The 16,502-nt window shown below is 73.5% G+C and carries 14 protein-coding genes; 5 read left to right on the top strand and 9 right to left on the bottom strand.

Annotation, left to right across the window (positions count from 1 at the left end):
- Positions 1-16 precede the first annotated feature (16 nt).
- The gene (locus ACPU2J_RS28575; protein WP_420078998.1) at positions 17-1,678 is read right to left on the bottom strand and encodes a glycoside hydrolase family 71 protein; all 1,662 of its coding nucleotides are present in this window, start codon (positions 1,676-1,678) and stop codon (positions 17-19) included.
- Positions 1,679-2,137: 459 nt separating this feature from the next.
- Here ACPU2J_RS28575 and ACPU2J_RS28570 point away from each other — a divergent pair, with 459 nt between their 5' ends.
- Together ACPU2J_RS28570 and ACPU2J_RS28565 are read left to right on the top strand one after the other, a co-directional pair.
- Entirely contained in the window at positions 2,138-2,620 is a 483-nt protein-coding gene (locus ACPU2J_RS28570; protein ID WP_365487903.1) for a hypothetical protein, read from the top strand.
- A 65-nt stretch (positions 2,621-2,685) separates the two neighbouring features.
- Positions 2,686-3,168 (top strand): MarR family winged helix-turn-helix transcriptional regulator, encoded by a 483-nt coding sequence (locus ACPU2J_RS28565; RefSeq protein ID WP_423834296.1) that lies wholly within the window; start codon positions 2,686-2,688, stop codon positions 3,166-3,168.
- A 124-nt stretch (positions 3,169-3,292) separates the two neighbouring features.
- Here the strand turns inward: ACPU2J_RS28565 and ACPU2J_RS28560 are convergent, their stop codons facing one another.
- From ACPU2J_RS28560 to ACPU2J_RS28540, 5 genes are all read right to left on the bottom strand, one after another.
- Positions 3,293-5,512, bottom strand: coding sequence for an NADP-dependent isocitrate dehydrogenase (locus tag ACPU2J_RS28560; RefSeq protein ID WP_420078999.1), 2,220 nt, complete (start codon positions 5,510-5,512; stop codon positions 3,293-3,295).
- Between the two features lie 210 nt (positions 5,513-5,722).
- Entirely contained in the window at positions 5,723-6,079 is a 357-nt protein-coding gene (locus tag ACPU2J_RS28555) for a DUF805 domain-containing protein (protein ID WP_420079000.1), read from the bottom strand.
- A gap of 300 nt (positions 6,080-6,379) precedes the next feature.
- Entirely contained in the window at positions 6,380-7,462 is a 1,083-nt protein-coding gene (gene corA, locus ACPU2J_RS28550; RefSeq protein WP_365070730.1) for a magnesium/cobalt transporter CorA, read from the bottom strand.
- A gap of 99 nt (positions 7,463-7,561) precedes the next feature.
- Positions 7,562-7,954 (bottom strand): TOBE domain-containing protein, encoded by a 393-nt coding sequence (locus tag ACPU2J_RS28545; RefSeq protein WP_420079002.1) that lies wholly within the window; start codon positions 7,952-7,954, stop codon positions 7,562-7,564.
- 31 nt (positions 7,955-7,985) lie between these two features.
- Positions 7,986-8,891, bottom strand: a complete 906-nt coding sequence (locus ACPU2J_RS28540) for a LysR family transcriptional regulator ArgP (protein WP_365071616.1) — start codon at positions 8,889-8,891, stop codon at positions 7,986-7,988.
- 69 nt (positions 8,892-8,960) lie between these two features.
- Between ACPU2J_RS28540 and ACPU2J_RS28535 the strand changes: the two genes are divergently transcribed.
- The 3 genes from ACPU2J_RS28535 (at position 8,961) to ACPU2J_RS28525 (ending at position 12,009) form a co-directional block, all read left to right on the top strand.
- Positions 8,961-9,590 (top strand): LysE/ArgO family amino acid transporter, encoded by a 630-nt coding sequence (locus ACPU2J_RS28535; RefSeq protein ID WP_365070728.1) that lies wholly within the window; start codon positions 8,961-8,963, stop codon positions 9,588-9,590.
- A gap of 113 nt (positions 9,591-9,703) precedes the next feature.
- The gene (locus tag ACPU2J_RS28530; RefSeq protein ID WP_361593186.1) at positions 9,704-10,750 is read left to right on the top strand and encodes an NUDIX hydrolase; all 1,047 of its coding nucleotides are present in this window, start codon (positions 9,704-9,706) and stop codon (positions 10,748-10,750) included.
- Between the two features lie 65 nt (positions 10,751-10,815).
- The gene (locus ACPU2J_RS28525; RefSeq protein ID WP_420079003.1) at positions 10,816-12,009 is read left to right on the top strand and encodes an MFS transporter; all 1,194 of its coding nucleotides are present in this window, start codon (positions 10,816-10,818) and stop codon (positions 12,007-12,009) included.
- Positions 12,010-12,085: 76 nt separating this feature from the next.
- On the opposite strand, the gene ACPU2J_RS28520 is transcribed toward ACPU2J_RS28525, so the two are convergent.
- The 3 genes from ACPU2J_RS28520 to ACPU2J_RS28510 form a co-directional block, all read right to left on the bottom strand.
- Positions 12,086-13,528 carry a glyceraldehyde-3-phosphate dehydrogenase gene (locus ACPU2J_RS28520; protein ID WP_423834295.1) on the bottom strand — a complete coding sequence of 481 codons (1,443 nt, stop codon included), beginning with the start codon at positions 13,526-13,528 and terminating at the stop codon, positions 12,086-12,088.
- A 126-nt stretch (positions 13,529-13,654) separates the two neighbouring features.
- Positions 13,655-15,274, bottom strand: coding sequence for a phospholipase D family protein (locus tag ACPU2J_RS28515; protein WP_423834294.1), 1,620 nt, complete (start codon positions 15,272-15,274; stop codon positions 13,655-13,657).
- A complete protein-coding gene (locus ACPU2J_RS28510; RefSeq protein WP_420079006.1) occupies positions 15,271-16,461 on the bottom strand; it encodes a PP2C family protein-serine/threonine phosphatase in 1,191 nt (396 codons plus the stop codon). Before ACPU2J_RS28510 ends, ACPU2J_RS28515 begins: the two co-directional genes overlap by 4 nt.
- Positions 16,462-16,502: the final 41 nt, after the last annotated feature.

Raw genomic sequence — 16,502 nt, 5'->3', positions numbered from 1 at the left:
GCCCGCCCGTGCCGGTCTAGCGGCCGCTCGTCGCCGCCTGGTACTGGAGGTCCTGGACCTCGGCCGTGTGCTCGACCCGGCGGGGCAGGTCCACCTCGGCCGACGTCCTGCCGTCGCGGACCACGTGCGCCGAGCTCGTGCCCGTCCTCAGCGGCAGCAGCCGGGAGTGCACGCCCGCCGCCGTCTCGTGGTCCGCGCGGGCGGTGCCGACCGTCGTGCGCACGACCGCGGGCCCGGTGAGGAAGCTGAGCACCTCCACGGTGTCCCGGGACGGGGCGCTGCCCTTGCGCAGGGACATCAGCAGCGACTGGTCACCGGTCGGGTCGGCGCCCGCGAACTGGGTGCGCGCGGTGAGGTAGAGGGTGTCCCGCACGATCTTCGGCCAGCTGCCCGTCTTGAAGCGGGTCAGGTAGTAGGAGGTGAGGTCCAGGTAGGCATGGCCGTTGTGCAGGGACGGCGCGAACTGGCTGCCTTCCGAGTAGTCGTTCCAGGTGGTGAGCTGCACCCAGTCGGCGCCGTCCTCGATGGCCCGCGTCCACGTGGCGCGCAGGGTCGCGGTGTTGCCGGCCTCGTCGTAGATGCCCTGGTTGGGGCGGGCGTCCTGGACGGACACGGGCTGCATCCAGATCTTCCCCATGCCGTGGGCCCGCTCGACGTCGCGGGTGGAGCTCTCCTGGCCCACGTAGCTGCGGCTGCCCCACTCGGAGAACCCGTGGCTGATGGGGGCGAAGTCGCCGCTGTGCGCGCCGAAGTCGAGGAAGAGCGGCACGAAGGCGGTGCGGATGCCGTGGTCGGCCTTGAGGACGCGGATCATCTCGGTCCACCAGGCGACGCTCTTCTCCTCCGCCTTGAAGGGCGAGACGACGAGGCGGCCGTCGGGGAGCCGGTGGGCGGCGGACGCGTCGGCGAGCACGGCGATGGCCTCGGCGAGCACCTTGGGGTCGTCGGTCTTCAGCGAGGTCATGTCCGGCATCAGCATGATCTTGAAGGCCGGGTCGACCGAACGGGCCGCCGCCATGAGCAGGTTGGAGCGGTCCCAGTTGCGGCCGGAGAGGGAGAGGAGGTCGAGGGTGAAGCCGTCGATGCCGGCCGCGCGGGCGGTGCGGACCTCCTGCTGGAGGTTGGCGTACTCCCAGTCGCCGCTCTTGGGGGTCACGGGCAGCGGGCGGTCCCGCAGCAGGCCGCCGTACCTGCCGTGTTTGCCGTTCTCGCCTTCGGGGCGCAGGTAGTTGCGGGCGTAGTAGTCGTTGTCCGCGGGCGCGTTGTCGAGGGAGAGCGGGTACGGGGTGAAGTAGTGGGCGAAGACGAGCTTCTTGCCGGCGTCGCCGGAGCGCAGGGCCGGGGCCGCGGGCAGGTCGAAGGGGAGGGCCCCGGTGGGGCGTTGGGCCGCGGTGTCCGTGCCGCTCCCGGCGTCGTCCCCGGCGGCCGGGTCCCCGGTGGGCGAGGGTCTGTGCTCGCTCTGTGCGGGGGACGGGGTGGCGGGCCCGTCCGTCGCGCCCGGGCCGGGGGGCTGCGGCGCGTCGGCCCCGGCCGCCGGGCCCGCCTGCGCCGAGGCGCCGTCGAGGGGGTCCCAGGCGATGCCGGTGGCCGCGCAGACCCCGACGAGGAGGAAGCCGGAGAGGAGCAGGGTCAGCAGGGACCTGCGCCCCCGGAAGGCCGGCCGCCTCCGGTGGGACACGGGCCCCGCCGCCCGGTGCCCATGCGCGCCGCGCCGCCGTGCTCGCCGGTCCGTTCCCCGGTCCGCTGTCATGCCTGCCCCTCCCGCGAATATGCCCCCGGTGGGGGTGGACAGCAGTAGAGCCCATTACCGGCTTCCGGACAACCGTTCCCAGGGCCGGGCCCCGGGTACGTACAGCACACGGGCGACCGAAACTACGCGGGAGGGCTCGGAGTTCCCCGGCGCGGAGGGACACCCGCACCGCTGTACCACCGTCGTCGCGCGCGGTGGCGACGACTCGGGGCGGCGCTCCGTGCGCCGGGCCGCGTACCCGTCTGACCTGGGCGCTCGTGAAAGCCCGTATCGGAATGCGACATTCCCCTAGCCTTGGGGCGCACGTGGCGCATAATCGACGTCACGCGGCTCGAAAGATCCCTGGTGCCGCACGTGGTCACGCATGCGTTGGGGGGCATCGTGCCGATGAGGGAATCAGGGACGACCGGAGGGACGACCGGCAGGCTGCCGGCGACGTCCGCCGAGATGTCACGGCTGCTCACCGCCGTCCGCCGGGGGCGCGTCCTGACCGTGGCGGGCGGCTTCCGCGAACCGCGGAGCCTGCTGGTGCGGGAGATCGCCCGACGGCTGGCGTCCAACTTCTACGACGGTGTCTCCGTCGTCGCCCTGGACCCGCTGCACGGCGGCTACGGCGTGCGCGAGCTGACGGCGGAGCTGGGCCGCGCACCCGGGGCCCCCTCGGCCCCCGCCGCACCCGGCGGCACGGTGAACGCCGCCTCCTGGCTCGCCGAACGGGACATGCTGCTCGTCCTGGACGGCGTGGACCAGCTCGGCCCGGATGCCCTGGCCTGGCTGCGCAGACTGCTGGCCACGGCTCCGGGGCTGCGGATCCTGGCGGCGGGGCGGTCCCCGCTGGCCTTCGAACAGGAGCGGATCCACCACCTCTGAACCCCGCCCGACCGGGCCCCGATCCACCGGACGGGGCCCGGCGGCACGGGGGTACGATCGGCGCCATGACCGGTCCCGAAGCAGCGCACACGCCCGACGACGCGGCCCCCGGGACCCCCGACCGGCTGCGGCACCGGGCCAGCCGGCTGGTGTCGCAGCTGTCGACGCGGTCGGACCGGCTGGTCGGCGAGGGGCTGGCCCGGGCGGACGCCCGCAAGTGGCACTACGCCGTGCTCGCCTCGCTCGAGGACCTCGGGCCCGCCAGCCAGGCCGAGCTCAGCAGGCGCACCGGGATCTACCCCAGCGACATGGTCGGCGTGCTCAACGAACTGGCCGAGCGGGGCCTCGTCGTCCGGGCCCCGGACCCCGCCGACCAGCGCCGCAACACCATCACGATCTCCGCCTCGGGAAGCCGTCGGCTGCGCCGCCTGGACAAGGTCCTGGACGAGCTGCACGAGGAGCTGCTCGCCCCGCTGAGCCCCGCCGAGCGGGAGCAGTTCGTACGGCTGCTGACCCGCCTGGTGGACCACCACGCCGAGGCCCACTGATCCCGTTACGGGTCCGCCGCCGGCCGGACACGGGTCCGCCCCGGCCGGCACGGAGCCGACCGGGGCGGAACGCACCGGGTCGCACGGGGTCACGCCCAGGTGGGGCGTGACCGGGCGCGGGTGATCAGCCGAGCTGCGCGAGCGCCTTGTTCAGGGTCGCGGACGGACGCATGATCGCCTCGGCCTTGGCGGCGTCGGGCTGGTAGTACCCGCCGATCTCGGCCGGGGAGCCCTGCACCGCGATGAGCTCGGAGACGATGGTCTGCTCCTGCTCGGCGAGGGACTTGGCGAGCGGCTCGAAGGCCGCCGCCAGCTTCGGGTCGTCGATCTGGCGGGACAGCTCCTGCGCCCAGTACAGGGCCAGGTAGAAGTGGCTGCCGCGGTTGTCGATGCCACCCAGCTTGCGGCTCGGCGACTTGTCCTCGTTGAGGAAGGTGCCGGTCGCACGGTCCAGGGTGTCGGCCAGCACCTGGGCGCGGGCGTTGCCGGTGGTGGCCGCGAGGTGCTCGAAGCTGGCGGCCAGCGCGAAGAACTCGCCCAGGCTGTCCCAGCGCAGGTAGTTCTCCTTGACCAGCTGCTGGACGTGCTTCGGGGCGGAGCCGCCGGCGCCGGTCTCGAAGAGGCCGCCGCCGTTCATCAGCGGGACGACCGAGAGCATCTTGGCGCTGGTGCCCAGCTCCAGGATCGGGAAGAGGTCGGTCAGGTAGTCGCGCAGCACGTTGCCGGTCACCGAGATGGTGTCCTCGCCGCGGCGGATGCGCTCCAGGGAGAAGGCGGTGGCCTCGACCGGGGAGAGGATCTTGATGGTCAGACCGTCGGTGTCGTGCTCGGCGAGGTACGTCTTGACCTTGGCGATCAGCTGCGCGTCGTGGGCGCGGTTCTCGTCGAGCCAGAAGACGGCCGGGGCGCCGGTGGCGCGGGCCCGGGTGACGGCGAGCTTGACCCAGTCCTGGATGGGCAGGTCCTTGGTCTGGCAGGCGCGGAAGATGTCGCCGGCGGCGACCTCCTGCTCGATGAGCACGTCACCGGCGGCGTCGACGACGCGGACGGTGCCCGCGGCGGCGATCTCGAAGGTCTTGTCGTGGCTGCCGTACTCCTCGGCCTTCTGCGCCATGAGGCCGACGTTCGGCACCGAGCCCATGGTGGAGGGGTCGAAGGCGCCGTGGGCGCGGCAGTCCTCGACGACCGCCTGGTAGACACCGGCGTAGCTGCTGTCCGGGAGGACGGCGAGGGTGTCGGCCTCGTTGCCGTCGGGGCCCCACATGTGGCCGGAGGTGCGGATCATGGCCGGCATGGAGGCGTCGACGATGACGTCGGACGGCACGTGCAGGTTGGTGATGCCCTTGTCGGAGTCGACCATGGCGAGGGCGGGGCCCTCGGCGATCTCGGCGTCGATCGAGGCCTTGATCGCGTCACCGTCGGGCAGGGCGCCCAGGCCGTTCAGGATGGCGCCGAGGCCGTCGTTCGGGGAGAGGCCGGCGGCGGCGAGGGTCTCGCCGTAGCGGGCGAAGGTCTTCGGGAGGAAGGCGCGGACCACGTGGCCGAAGATGATCGGGTCGGAGACCTTCATCATCGTGGCCTTGAGGTGCACGGAGAACAGGACGCCCTCGACCTTGGCACGCTCGATCTGGGCGTTGAGGAAGGTGCGCAGCGCGTCGACGTGCAGGACGGACGCGTCCACGACCTCGCCGGCCAGGACCGGTACGGAGTCGCGCAGCACGGTGACGGCGCCGTCGGCGGCCACGTGCTCGATGCGCAGGGTGCCCGCCTCGGCGATGACGGTGGACTTCTCGGTGGAGCGGAAGTCGTTCTCGCCCATGGTGGCGACGTTCGTCTTCGACTCGGGGGTCCAGGCGCCCATGCGGTGCGGGTGGGTCTTGGCGTAGTTCTTGACCGACGCGGGGGCGCGGCGGTCGGAGTTGCCCTCGCGCAGGACCGGGTTGACCGCGCTGCCCTTGACCTTGTCGTAGCGGGCGCGGATCTCGCGCTCCTCGTCGCTCTTGGGGTCGTCCGGGTAGTCCGGAAGGGCGTAGCCCTGGCCCTGGAGCTCGGCGATCGCGGCCTTCAGCTGCGGGATGGACGCCGAGATGTTCGGAAGCTTGATGATGTTGGCTTCCGGGGTCTTCGCCAGCTCGCCGAGCTCGGCGAGGGCGTCGGCGATCCGCTGGCTCTCCTCGAGGTACTCGGGGAACACGGCGATGATCCGACCGGCCAGGGAGATGTCACGGGTCTCGACATTCACACCGGCCGTCGACGCGTACGCCTGGATCACAGGCAGGAAGGAATACGTCGCGAGGGCCGGGGCCTCGTCAGTGTGCGTGTAGATGATGGTCGAGTCAGTCACCGGATGCTCCGCTCCACAGTCTGCGTCTCTCGTCTGCAACATTGCTCGACATCAAGATATCTCGTGATCGGGCCTGTCAGGACAGCCCCCTGCCGGGATCCCGCGAGACGCATGTCACGCGGCCCCCGCACATGACGAGAGCGCCGCCCCGGCTGTTCCCGGCCGGGGCGGCGCTCAGGGTCGTCCGGCCGTGACCGGCCGTGCGTCGGATCAGGCGGCGGCGTACGCCTTCGGGTCCGGGCCGTACTCGTTGGCCTGCTGCTGGCCGGCGGTCGCGAGCAGGACCAGCAGCCAGATGCCGCCGACCACCGGGACGAGGGTGATGAGCAGCCACCAGCCGGACTTGCCGAGGTCGTGCATGCGGCGGACACCGACGGCCAGACCGGGCAGGAAGACGGCCAGCGCGTAGATCGCGTAGAGCAGCGGGAAGGTGCCGATGACGAAGTCGAGGACGGCGACGATGATCAGCGCGATCAGGTTGAAGAGCGTGAACATCCAGAACTCCTGCCGGCGGGCGCGGCCGGAGAAGACGGTGTACTTCTTCAGAACGTCGGTGTAGTAGTGCATGAGTCCCCCCAGAGGACGGTGACCGGGCCCGTCCTGCTGGAGCAAGCCGGGGCAGAACTTATGCCCCCCTTACGTCGGGGTCAAGCCACTTACAGGGAAGCCAAATCGGCCATAGCACCCGATTTCCCGTGCGGAGGTTACGGATCCGGGACACTGCCGGGGCGTCATGAACCGGGAAGTCCGAAACGTCCCCACGGGGGGCCTGCTTGACGCCCCGGATGCTGTGCTGATCGTTACCCACATCGTTACCGCCCCGCGACACCGCGGACCGCCATGACCAGGCCGAACCCGCCACGCGGCTCAGAGCCAGCCGTTGCGGCGGAAGCCCCGGTGGATGGCGAAGCAGGCGACCGCCATGACGCCGAGCACGAGCGGGTAGCCGTACGTCCAGTGCAGCTCGGGCATGTGGTCGAAGTTCATGCCGTAGACGCCGCACACCATCGTCGGAACGGCGACGATCGCCGCCCACGCCGTGATCTTGCGCATGTCCTCGTTCTGCGCGACGGTCACCTGCGCGAGGTGGGCCTGGAGGATGGAGTCGAGGAGGTTGTCGTAGCCGTTGATCTGCTCCGTGGCCCGGGTCACGTGGTCGGCGACGTCCCGGAAGTAGGCGCGGATGTCCGGCGGGATGACCGGTATCGGCTGCGTGGCCAGCAGTTCGAGGGGGCGGCTGAGCGGGGCCACCGCCCGGCGCAGTTCCAGGAGTTCGCGCTTGAGCTGGTAGATCCGGCCCGCGTCGCCACGGCCGCCGTTCTCGCTGAACACCGCGGTCTCCACGGCGTCGATGTCGTTCTGCACGGCGTCCGTGACCGCCATGTAGTCGTCCGCCACGTGGTCGGCGATGGCGTGCAGGACCGCCGCGGGCCCCCGCAGCAACTGCTCGGGGTCGGCCTCCAGCTGCTCGCGGACGGGGCCGAGCGTGCCGCGGCCGCCGTGCCGGATGGTGATGACGAAGTCCGGGCCGGTGAAGGCCATCAGCTCGCCGGTCTCCACCACCTCGCTGGTGGCGGTCAGTTCCTCGTGCTCCACGTAGCGCACGGTCTTGAAGACGGAGAACAGCGTGTCGTCGTACCGCTCCACCTTGGGCCGCTGGTGGGCGTGCACGGCGTCCTCGACGGCCAGGGGGTGCAGGCCGAACAGGTCGGCCAGCCCGGCGAGCTCCGACTGCGCGGGCTCGTGCAGGCCGATCCAGACGAAGCCCTCGCCCGTCTTGCGGACCCGGCGCAGCGCCTCCTCGACCTCCGAACAGTCCTCCTGCCGCACGCCGTCGCGGTAGACGATGCAGTTGACCACCGCGCTGCCGAGCGGGGAGCGGGCCGGGTGGCTGAGGTCGACGGCCCTGCGGTAGCTGCGCCGAACGGCCCGGCGCAGGTTGCTGAACATGGACAAGGCGTACTCCCCTTCGGCGGATCGGCGGCCAGTCTGCCATCGGCGCCGGGCGCGTCCGGTCCGGCCCGCCGCCCGCCGGCCGGGGCGGCCGCCTCAGGCCCGGTCGACGAAGACGCTGGTCGACTTCACCCGCGCCGTGGCGCGGGCCCCGACCTCCAGTCCGAGCTCCTCCACCGCCTCCCGCGTCAGCAGCGACACGATGCGGTGCGGCCCGGCCTGGATCTCCACCTGCGCGTCGACCGTGCCGAGCTTCACCCCGGTCACGATCCCCGGGAAGGCGTTGCGCGCGGAGGTGTGGGCGGCCTCCTCGCCCTCGACCCCCTCCCGTGCGGCCTCGACGCAGAACGCGGCCAGGTCCGGCCCGTCCACCATGCGTCTCGTGCCCTCCCGGCGGGTGGGGAAACGGTCGGCGTCCGCCCAGCGGCGGGCCGTGTCGACGCTGACGCCCAGCAGCCGTGCCGCCTGGCCGATCGTGTAGGACTCCATGGACCGCAAGGGTAGGGCGTGGCCCCGGTGGTCACACGGCAGGGCGGCGCAGGGCCTGCGCCGCCGCCCGCGCGACCACCTCGGCGACCGTCGACAGGGCCGGGGAGTCGAGTTTCCACTGCTGCCAGTGGAGGGGGACGTCCAACGGCCGGGGGGCCACGAGCACCAGCTCCCCGGAGGCCACCAGCGGGGCCGCCTGCTGTTCGGGTACGAGCCCCCAGCCGAGCCCGGCGACCACCGCGTCCCGGAAGCCCTCGGAGGTGGGGACGTGGTGGCGCACCGGTCCCGCGCCGCCCCCGGCGTCGCCGGTCAGCGTGCGGACGTACGCGTCCTGGAGGTCGTCCTTGCGGTCGAAGACGATCGTGGGCGCCCGGGGCAGGTCCCGTTCCGGGGCGCCGCCGAGGTGGCGGGCGGCGAAGGCCGGGTTCGCCGCGGGCAGGTACCGGGCCAGGCCCAGCAGCCGGACGCTGCACCCCGCGACCGGCTCGGGCTGGGAGGTCACCGCGGCCATGACCCGGCCCTCGCGCAGCAGGGCCGTCGTGTGCGACTCGTCCTCCCGGCGCAGTTCGAGGCAGATCGGCGGGTCCTGGGGCACGCGGGCCAGCGCCGGCAGGAACCAGGTCGCGAGGGAGTCGGCGTTCACCGCGATCGGGATCCGGACCGGGCCGGATCCCTCGGAGAGCCCGAGCTCGGCGCGGGCGTCCCTCTCCAGGCGGGCCAGCTGCCGTGCGAAGCGGACCACCACCTCGCCGGACTCCGTGGCCCGCACCGGCTTGGTCCGCATGAGCAGGACGCGGCCGGTGCGCTGCTCCAGCGCCTTCACCCGCTGACTGACGGCGGAGGGGGTCACGTGCAGGGCGGCGGCGGCCGCGTCGAAGGTGCCCTCGTCCACGACGGCGAGCAGGGTCCGCACCTGGTCCAGCGGGAGTTCGTCCATCACGAGCGCTAATGGTACGTAAAAATCTTTAGCTGTACTGAAAACCGCAGGCTGCCTACGGTCGGAGCCATGACACACGGCATCATCACCGCGGCCCTCGCGGGCTTCGGCACCGGACTCTCCCTCATCGTCGCCATCGGCGCGCAGAACGCCTTCGTGCTCCGCCAGGGCGCGCGCCGGCACGCCGTCTTCGCCGTGGTCGCCATCTGCGCCGTCTCCGACGCGCTGCTCATCGCCCTCGGTGTCGCCGGGGTCGGCGCCTTCGTCACCGCCTGGCCCGGCGCGCTGACCGTCGTCGGCCTGGCCGGCGGCACCTTCCTCGTCTGCTACGGGGTGCTCGCCGCCCGCCGGGTGCTGCGGCCCGACCCGGGCGCCGCCCTCACCGCGGACGGGGCCGCCCCGCTCCCCGGTTCCGTCCGGCGCGCGGTCCTCACCTGCCTGGCGATGACCTGGCTCAACCCGCACGTCTACCTGGACACCGTCCTGCTCGTCGGATCGCTGGCCGCAGACCGCGGGGACCTGCGCTGGGCCTTCGGCATCGGTGCCTGCCTGGCCAGCCTGATCTGGTTCGCGAGCCTGGGCTACGGGGCGCGGCTGCTGAGCGGGCTGCTGGCCCGGCCGTCCGCCTGGCGGGTACTGGACGGGCTGGTCGCGGCCACGATGGTGACCATGGGCGGCATGCTCCTGGCCCGCGCCTGAACGGGGTCCGGGTGCATGTCGGTGCGGCGCTCCGTGCGCGGCCCGGCACAGTGTTCCTGCCGGCACCCCCGTTCCCTGCCCGCCGGCGCTCCCCGCCTCCCAGGAGTCCTCCCGTGCCCGACCACGTCCCCGACCGCCCCTCCCCCGACGCGGTGCGCGCGGACCGCGCCGCCCGGCCGGCGCCGCGCGTGGCCGCCACCGGGATCGTCCTGGACGGCCACGGGCGGGTCCTCGTCCTGCTGCCCGCCCGGGCGCCGGAGGCGGAGCTGCCGGGCGCCACGGTCGGGGCCGCCGAAACGCCGGAAGCGGGGCTGGCCCGGGCGCTGCGGGAGGAGCTGGGGCTGACCGCGCCGGTCGGACGGCTGCTGGCGGTGGACTCCCGGCCGCCGGGCCCGCACGGCCGCTCCCTGGTCGTGCACGTCCACCTCGTCGGCCCGCTCCCCGCCGGGCAGGCCGCCGCGATCGCCGTGCCCGGCGGGGAGGGCGGCCGGGCCCGCTGGCTGCCGCCGGACGAGGCCGGCGCCGTCCTGCCCGGCCACGTCTCCCCGCGGCTGCGCGCCGCTCTGGCCGCCCTGCACGCCGGGTCCTTCGCCCACCTGGTCGACGGGGTGGCGCAGCCCGGGTCCCCGGCCGGCCTGGACCCGGCCCGGCGGGCCGCCCTGGAGCACGCGGGTGCGCTCGACGCGGCCAGTCACCGGGCGGGCCGGCCCAAGGCGCTGACCGCGGCGAGCGTGCTGTTCACCGCCGCGGACGGGCGCGTCCTGCTGGTGCAGCCCGCGTACGGGCGCAGCGACCGGTGGAACCTGCCGGGCGGCGGCGTCGACAGCGACCTCGGCGAGATCCCGCGGGCCGCCGCCCGCCGGGAGGTCCTCGAGGAGCTCGGCCTCGACCTCGCCCCGGGGCGCCTGCTCGCGGTGAACTGGTCCCACAAGCCCGGCCGGCCGGCCCGGATCCGCTTCCTCTACGACGGCGGCGTCCTGGACGGATCCGCCCTGGCGCGCATCCGGCTGGACCCCACCGAACTCCTGCAGTGGCGCACCGTCGCCGCCGCGGAGCTGCGCACCCTGGTCAAGCCCGCCCTGCGCCGCCAGATCACCGCCTGCCTCGGCGCCCGCGCCACCGGGGCGGGACCGCTGGAGCTGCACGCGGGCCGTCCCTGAGCCGCCGCACCGGCCGGCCGCGGGCCGGCGCGCCGAGCCGCACCGGCGGGGTTAACGTCGGCGGCATGGACGGTGATCGCCGGGGCTGGCGGACGTGTGTGCTCGGTGCGGCGGTCTTCGCCGTGTGCATGGCGGGTACCACGCTGCCGACCCCCCTCTACGGGCTCTACCAGGAGAAGTTCGGGTTCTCCGAGCTGGTGGTGACCGTGGTGTACGCGGTGTACGCCTTCGGGGTCATCGGTGTGCTGCTGCTGGCGGGCAACGCCTCGGACGCGGTGGGGCGGCGGCCGGTGCTGCTGTGGGGGCTCGGCTTCTCCGCGGCCAGCGCGGTCTGCTTCCTGTGCGCCACCGCGCTGGGCTGGCTGTACGCGGGCCGGCTGCTGTCGGGGCTGTCGGCCGGCCTGTTCACGGGGGCGGCCACGGCGTACGTGATGGAGCTGGCGCCGCCCGGCGGCGCCTCGCGGGCGACGTTCGTGGCGACCGCCGCGAACATGGGCGGGCTGGGCTGCGGGCCGCTGCTGGCGGGGATCCTCGCCGAGTACGCCCCCGATCCGCTGTACCTGCCGTTCGTCGTGCACCTGGTGCTGGTGGCGGCGTCCGCGGCCGTCCTGGTGGGGCTGCCGGAGACCGTCAGCGAGCGGCGCCCGCTGCGCACCGTACGGCCGCAGCGGCCCGGGGTGCCCCCGCAGGTGCGGGCGGTGTTCGGACCGGCGGCGACGGCGGCCTTCGTGGGCTTCGCCCTCTTCGGGGTGTTCACCTCGGTCAGTCCGGCCTTCCTCTCCGAGTCCCTGGACGTGCACGACCGGGCCGTCAGCGGGCTGGTCGTCGCGCTGGCCTTCTTCGCGTCGACCGCCGGGCAGCTGGCGGTCGGCCGGGTCGGCGTCGGCCGGTCGCTGCCGCTGGGCTGCGCGGGCCTGCTGGCGGGGCTGGCGCTGCTGGCGGGAGCCCTGTGGTGGGACCTGCTGGCCCTGGTGGTGGCGAGCGCGGTGGTCGGCGGGACCGGGCAGGGGCTGGCCTTCCGCGGGGCGCTGTCCGCGGTGGCGGCGGCCTCGCCCGCGGACCGGCGGGCGGCGGTGATCTCGACGCTGTTCGTGGTGGCCTACGCGGGCATCTCGGTGCCGGTGATCGGGGTGGGCCTGCTGGTCGGCCCGATCGGGCTGGAGGGCGCCGGGCTGGTGTTCATCGGCTGCATGGCGGCCCTGGTGGGGGTCGCGGCCGGCTACCTGCGCCGGCATCCGGTGGTCCCCGCCGAGGCGTGAGCCGTCCGCGGGTACGCCGCCGCCCCGCGGCCGGAGGGGCTGCGGGGCGGCGGAGGGAACACGGGCTCCGGGCGGATCAGACCGCCGGGACCGGGTACGTCGGGTACTCGACGCCGGACACGTGCTGGACCACACGGATGACCTGGCAGGAGTAGCCGAACTCGTTGTCGTACCAGAGGTACAGGATCGCGTTGTCGCCGTCGACCTTGGTCGCGCCGGCGTCGACGATCGACGCGTGGCGCGAGCCCACGAAGTCCATCGAGACGGCGTCGGGGGCAGTGGTGAAGTCGATCTGGCGCTTCAGCGGCGAGTGCAGCGAGACGTCGCGGAGGTGGTCGAGGACCTCCTCGCGGGTGGTCTCGCGGCCCAGGCGCAGGCTGAGGATGGCGATCGAGACGTCCGGGACGGGGACGCGGATCGAGCTGCCGGTGATCGGGGCCTTGAGGTCGGGCAGCGCCTTGGCGACGGCCGACGCGGCACCGGTCTCGGTGATGACCATGTTGAGCGGCGCGGAGCGGCCCCGGCGGTCGGCCTTGTGGTAGTTGTCCAGCAGGTTCTGGTCGTTCGTGAACGAGTGGACGGTCTCCACGTGACCGCGCAGCACACCGTACTCGTCGTCCATGGCCTTCAGCGGCGGGACGATGGCGTTGGTGGTGCAGGACGCGCAGGACAGGATCTGCTCGTCCGGCTTGATGGTGTCGTGGTTGACGCCGTGGACGATGTTCGGGACGTCGCCCTTGCCCGGGGCCGTCAGGACGACCTTGTCGATGCCGGGGCGCAGGTGCTTGGACAGGCCCTCGCGGTCGCGCCACTTGCCCGTGTTGTCGATGAGGATGGCGTCCTTGATGCCGTACGCCGTGTAGTCCACCTCGGACGGGTCGTTGGCGTAGATCACCTTGATCGCGTTGCCGTTGGCCACGATCGTGCTGGTCGCCTCGTCCACGGTGATGGTGCCCTGGAACTGGCCGTGGATGGAGTCGCGGCGCAGCAGCGAGGCGCGCTTGACCAGGTCCGACTCGCCGCCGCCGCGCACGACGATGGCGCGCAGGCGCAGGCCGTTGCCGGAGCCGGCCTTCTCGATGAGCAGGCGGGCGACGAGGCGGCCGATGCGGCCGAAGCCGTACAGGACCACGTCGCGGCCCTCGCGGCGCTCGATCTTGTTGGCGCCCGTGGCGCCGGCGACGGCCTCGGCGGTGAACTCCTCGACCGACAGACCGCGGTCGTCGGTCTTGTAGTCCGCGGCGAGCATGCCGATGTCGATCTGGGACGGGCCGAGATCGAGGGAGGTGAGCGCCGTCAGGAACGGCAGCGTCTCGGTGACCGAGAGCTCCTCGCCGTCGATCTGCCGGGCGAATCGGTGGGTCTTGAGGATGCTGACGACCGACTTGTTCACCAGGGAGCGGCTGTGGAGGAGGACCGTGACGTCCTGCTCCCGGTGCAGCTTCCCGATGATCGGGATCATCGATTCCGCGATCTCCTCGCGATTTTTCCAGCTGGTGAACGAGTCCTCAACAGTCACAGGCTTATCTTTCGAGCTAGGCGGTGCTCATATGCTAACCCGACCATCGTTTAGGTCACCTAAGGGGTGCCCACCGATCGGGACAGCTTGAACGCTTTGCCCCGGTTCGACTGGGATCGCACCCGCTCAGAACGTCCTGCGCAGCCTCATCCCCAGGGGGCGGCCGTCCGGGTCGACCAGTGCGCGGTGCAGCGGCCGGGCCAGGAACCGGCGTACGGGGGGCAGCTCCTGGGGGACGTAGCGGCGCAGCCGGCCCGGCGGGCGGGGGCCCCGGCGGCCCTCCGCGTACCAGGCGTCCAGGGCCCGGGCGGCCGCGGCGAAGGCCTCGAAGGCGGCCACCGGGTCGCAGAGCTCCGCCCCGGCCTCCGGTACGCCGTCCCCGGGCCCGGTCCCGGTCCCGGTCCCGAGGTCCAGGTGCTCGCGCATGAGCTCCAGGCGCAGGTCCCGGGCGAAGACCCGGGCCCCGCCTGCCGGGGGCCGCGGGTCGGGGGTCTCGTCGAGTACGGCGCAGCTCAGCTCGGAGTCGTGCGTCCACGAGCGGAGGTTGACGTTGTCGGAGCCGGCGCAGGCCCAGATGTCGTCGATCACGCACACCTTGGCGTGGACGTAGACCGGCGTCCCCGCATGGTTCTCCAGCCCGTAGACGGCGACCCGGTCGCCGGCCGCCGCGCGGAGCTCGGCGAGGGCGTTGATCCGCCCGATCAGGTTCATCGGCAGGGTGAGCCATCCGTCCTGCTCGGGCACGGTGGGCACGACGGCGATCATCCGCAGTGCCGGGTGGGAGCGCAGGGCCCGGGCGAAGCCCGCGACGACGCGCGGCGACCACAGGTACTGGTCCTCGAGGTAGACGAGCGAGCGGGCCCGGGCGAGCGCCTTGACGTAGCCGCGCGCGATGCTGCGCTCGCCGTCGGGGGCGAAGGGGTAGCCGCGCAGCAGTCGGTTCGGGTAAGTCCGCAGAAGCTGGACGGTGTGCGGGCCGCAGGGGGGCGGGTCGGGCGTCTGCGGGGGCAGCGGGTCGGCACTGACGTCCTCGTCCGCCAGCCGCTCCCGCAGCCGGGTGAGCGGGCTCCGGCTGAGCGGCGCAGGATCCTCCCACCGCTCGCGGAAGACGGCTTCGACGTCGCCGACGACAGGCCCGCGCAGGGCGAGCTGGACGTCGTGCCAGGGCGGGTGCGGCCCGTAGGCGGAAGCGAGCGGGAGGGACTGGCGGTCGCCCCGGTGGGCGGCGTCGTCGTTGCGGTTGTGGCACAGGTCGATGCCGCCCACGTACGCCACGTCCAGCAGCGGCCGGTCGCGGTGGCGCAGGACGACCAGCTTCTGGTGGTGGGAGCCACCCGGCCGCACCCGCATGTCGAGCAGGCACTCGCCGCCCGCGCGGGCGAGCTGTTCGCCGAAGCGGCGGTTCTCCTCCTGGCTGAAGTGGAGGCCGTCCAGATGGGAGCGCCACAGCAGCCCCTTGACCAGCACGCCGCGTTCGGCCGCGCGGCACAGGACGGTGCCGATCTCGGTGCCGGGGCCGTCCAGCCGCTCGTCGGGGTCGCCGCGCCAGTCGGTGAACAGCAGCAGGTCTCCGGCGCGCAGTGCGCGGATCCCGGCCAGGAGCTCGGCGAAGTACGTGGCGCCGTGCACGAGCGGCCGGACCTCGTTGCCGGAGGTCCAGGCCGCACCGCCCGGACGGCGTCCGTCGAGGCGGGTGGCGGGGTTGCCGCGCTCGCCCCGTTCCAGGAGCCATGCGCCGCGGTTCACGGCGGGCCGCCCGTCGGCGCACCGGCGCGCCCGGCCCGGCCGGTCGGGTCCGCCCGGTCGCGGTCCGACCGGTCGGCGAGGAGCATCGCGACGTCGTCGGTGAGGAGGTCGCCGGTGTGCCGGACCAGGTCCCGGCGCAGGGCGTCCAGGAACTGCCCGGGCGTGCCGCCGGGCGGCGCCGCCTCCATGGCCTCGGGCAGCGCGAAGAACTCGTTCTGCGGGCTGCGGGCCTCGATCACCCCGTCCGTGTGCAGCAGGAGCCGGTCCCCGGGCAGGAAGGGGTAGGCGTCGGTGATGCCCGGGGGGCCCACGATGAACTCGCCGAGGCCCAGGGGCGGCAGCGGGACCGCCGGCTGCAGCGGGCGGACCTCGCCCCGGCGCAGCAGCAGCGGGGCCGGATGCCCGCGGTTGACCAGCTCGACCACCGCCCCGTCGGGCACCTGGGCGACCACCGCGGTCACGAAGCCCTCCACCAGGGCCTCCTCGTCGACCGCGCCCGGCACGGCGGCGTCCCGGCGCAGCGCCTCCTCGCAGTGGCGGATGACCTCCACCAGGTCCTCCTCGTAGTGCACGGCCTCGCGGAACGCGCCGAGCACGGCCGCGGCCGCCCGGACGGCCGGCAGCCCCTTGCCGCGGACGTCGCCCACGATCATCCGCACCCCGTACCGGGTCTGCACGGCCTCGTACAGGTCTCCGCCGATCTGCGCCCCGCTCTCGGCGGCGACGTACAGGCTGGCGGTGCGCAGCGGGCCGAGCCGGGACGGGACGGGCCGCAGCAGGACCGCCTGGGCGGCCGCGGCGATCCGGCGGATCCGGTTGAGCTCGTGCTCGCTGCGCCGGCGCACGGCGCGGCTCATCGTGTAGCTGGCCGCGGACACCAGGAACAGGGCCAGGAAGTTGCTGTACACCATCTGGTTGCCCCAGGCCTGGTTGTGCGTGGCCGTCGTGATGCTGACCGCCGCGGCCAGGGCGGTGGCCGCGAGGGTCCCCCGGGGGCCCGAGGTCACCGCCGCCAGGGCGGGGGTGGCCGAGAGGAGGGGGCCGGTGTAGAGGAAGTGCATGGGCGTGAGCTCGATGACCAGCACCAGGAGCGCGATCGCGAAGGGCACGCACTCCGCGAGGACGAAGAGGACCTGGTGACGACCGCTCGCTCCCGGCCGGGGCGGGGAGCGCAAGGGCACCCGCATGGATCCAGCCTGCCCCGCCCCGCCGCCCCGCCGCCACTCGC

It is taken from the genome of Streptomyces manipurensis (assembly GCF_049570255.1).
Taxonomy (GTDB): domain Bacteria; phylum Actinomycetota; class Actinomycetes; order Streptomycetales; family Streptomycetaceae; genus Streptomyces; species Streptomyces manipurensis.
This window is presented reverse-complemented; position numbering and strand designations above follow the sequence as displayed.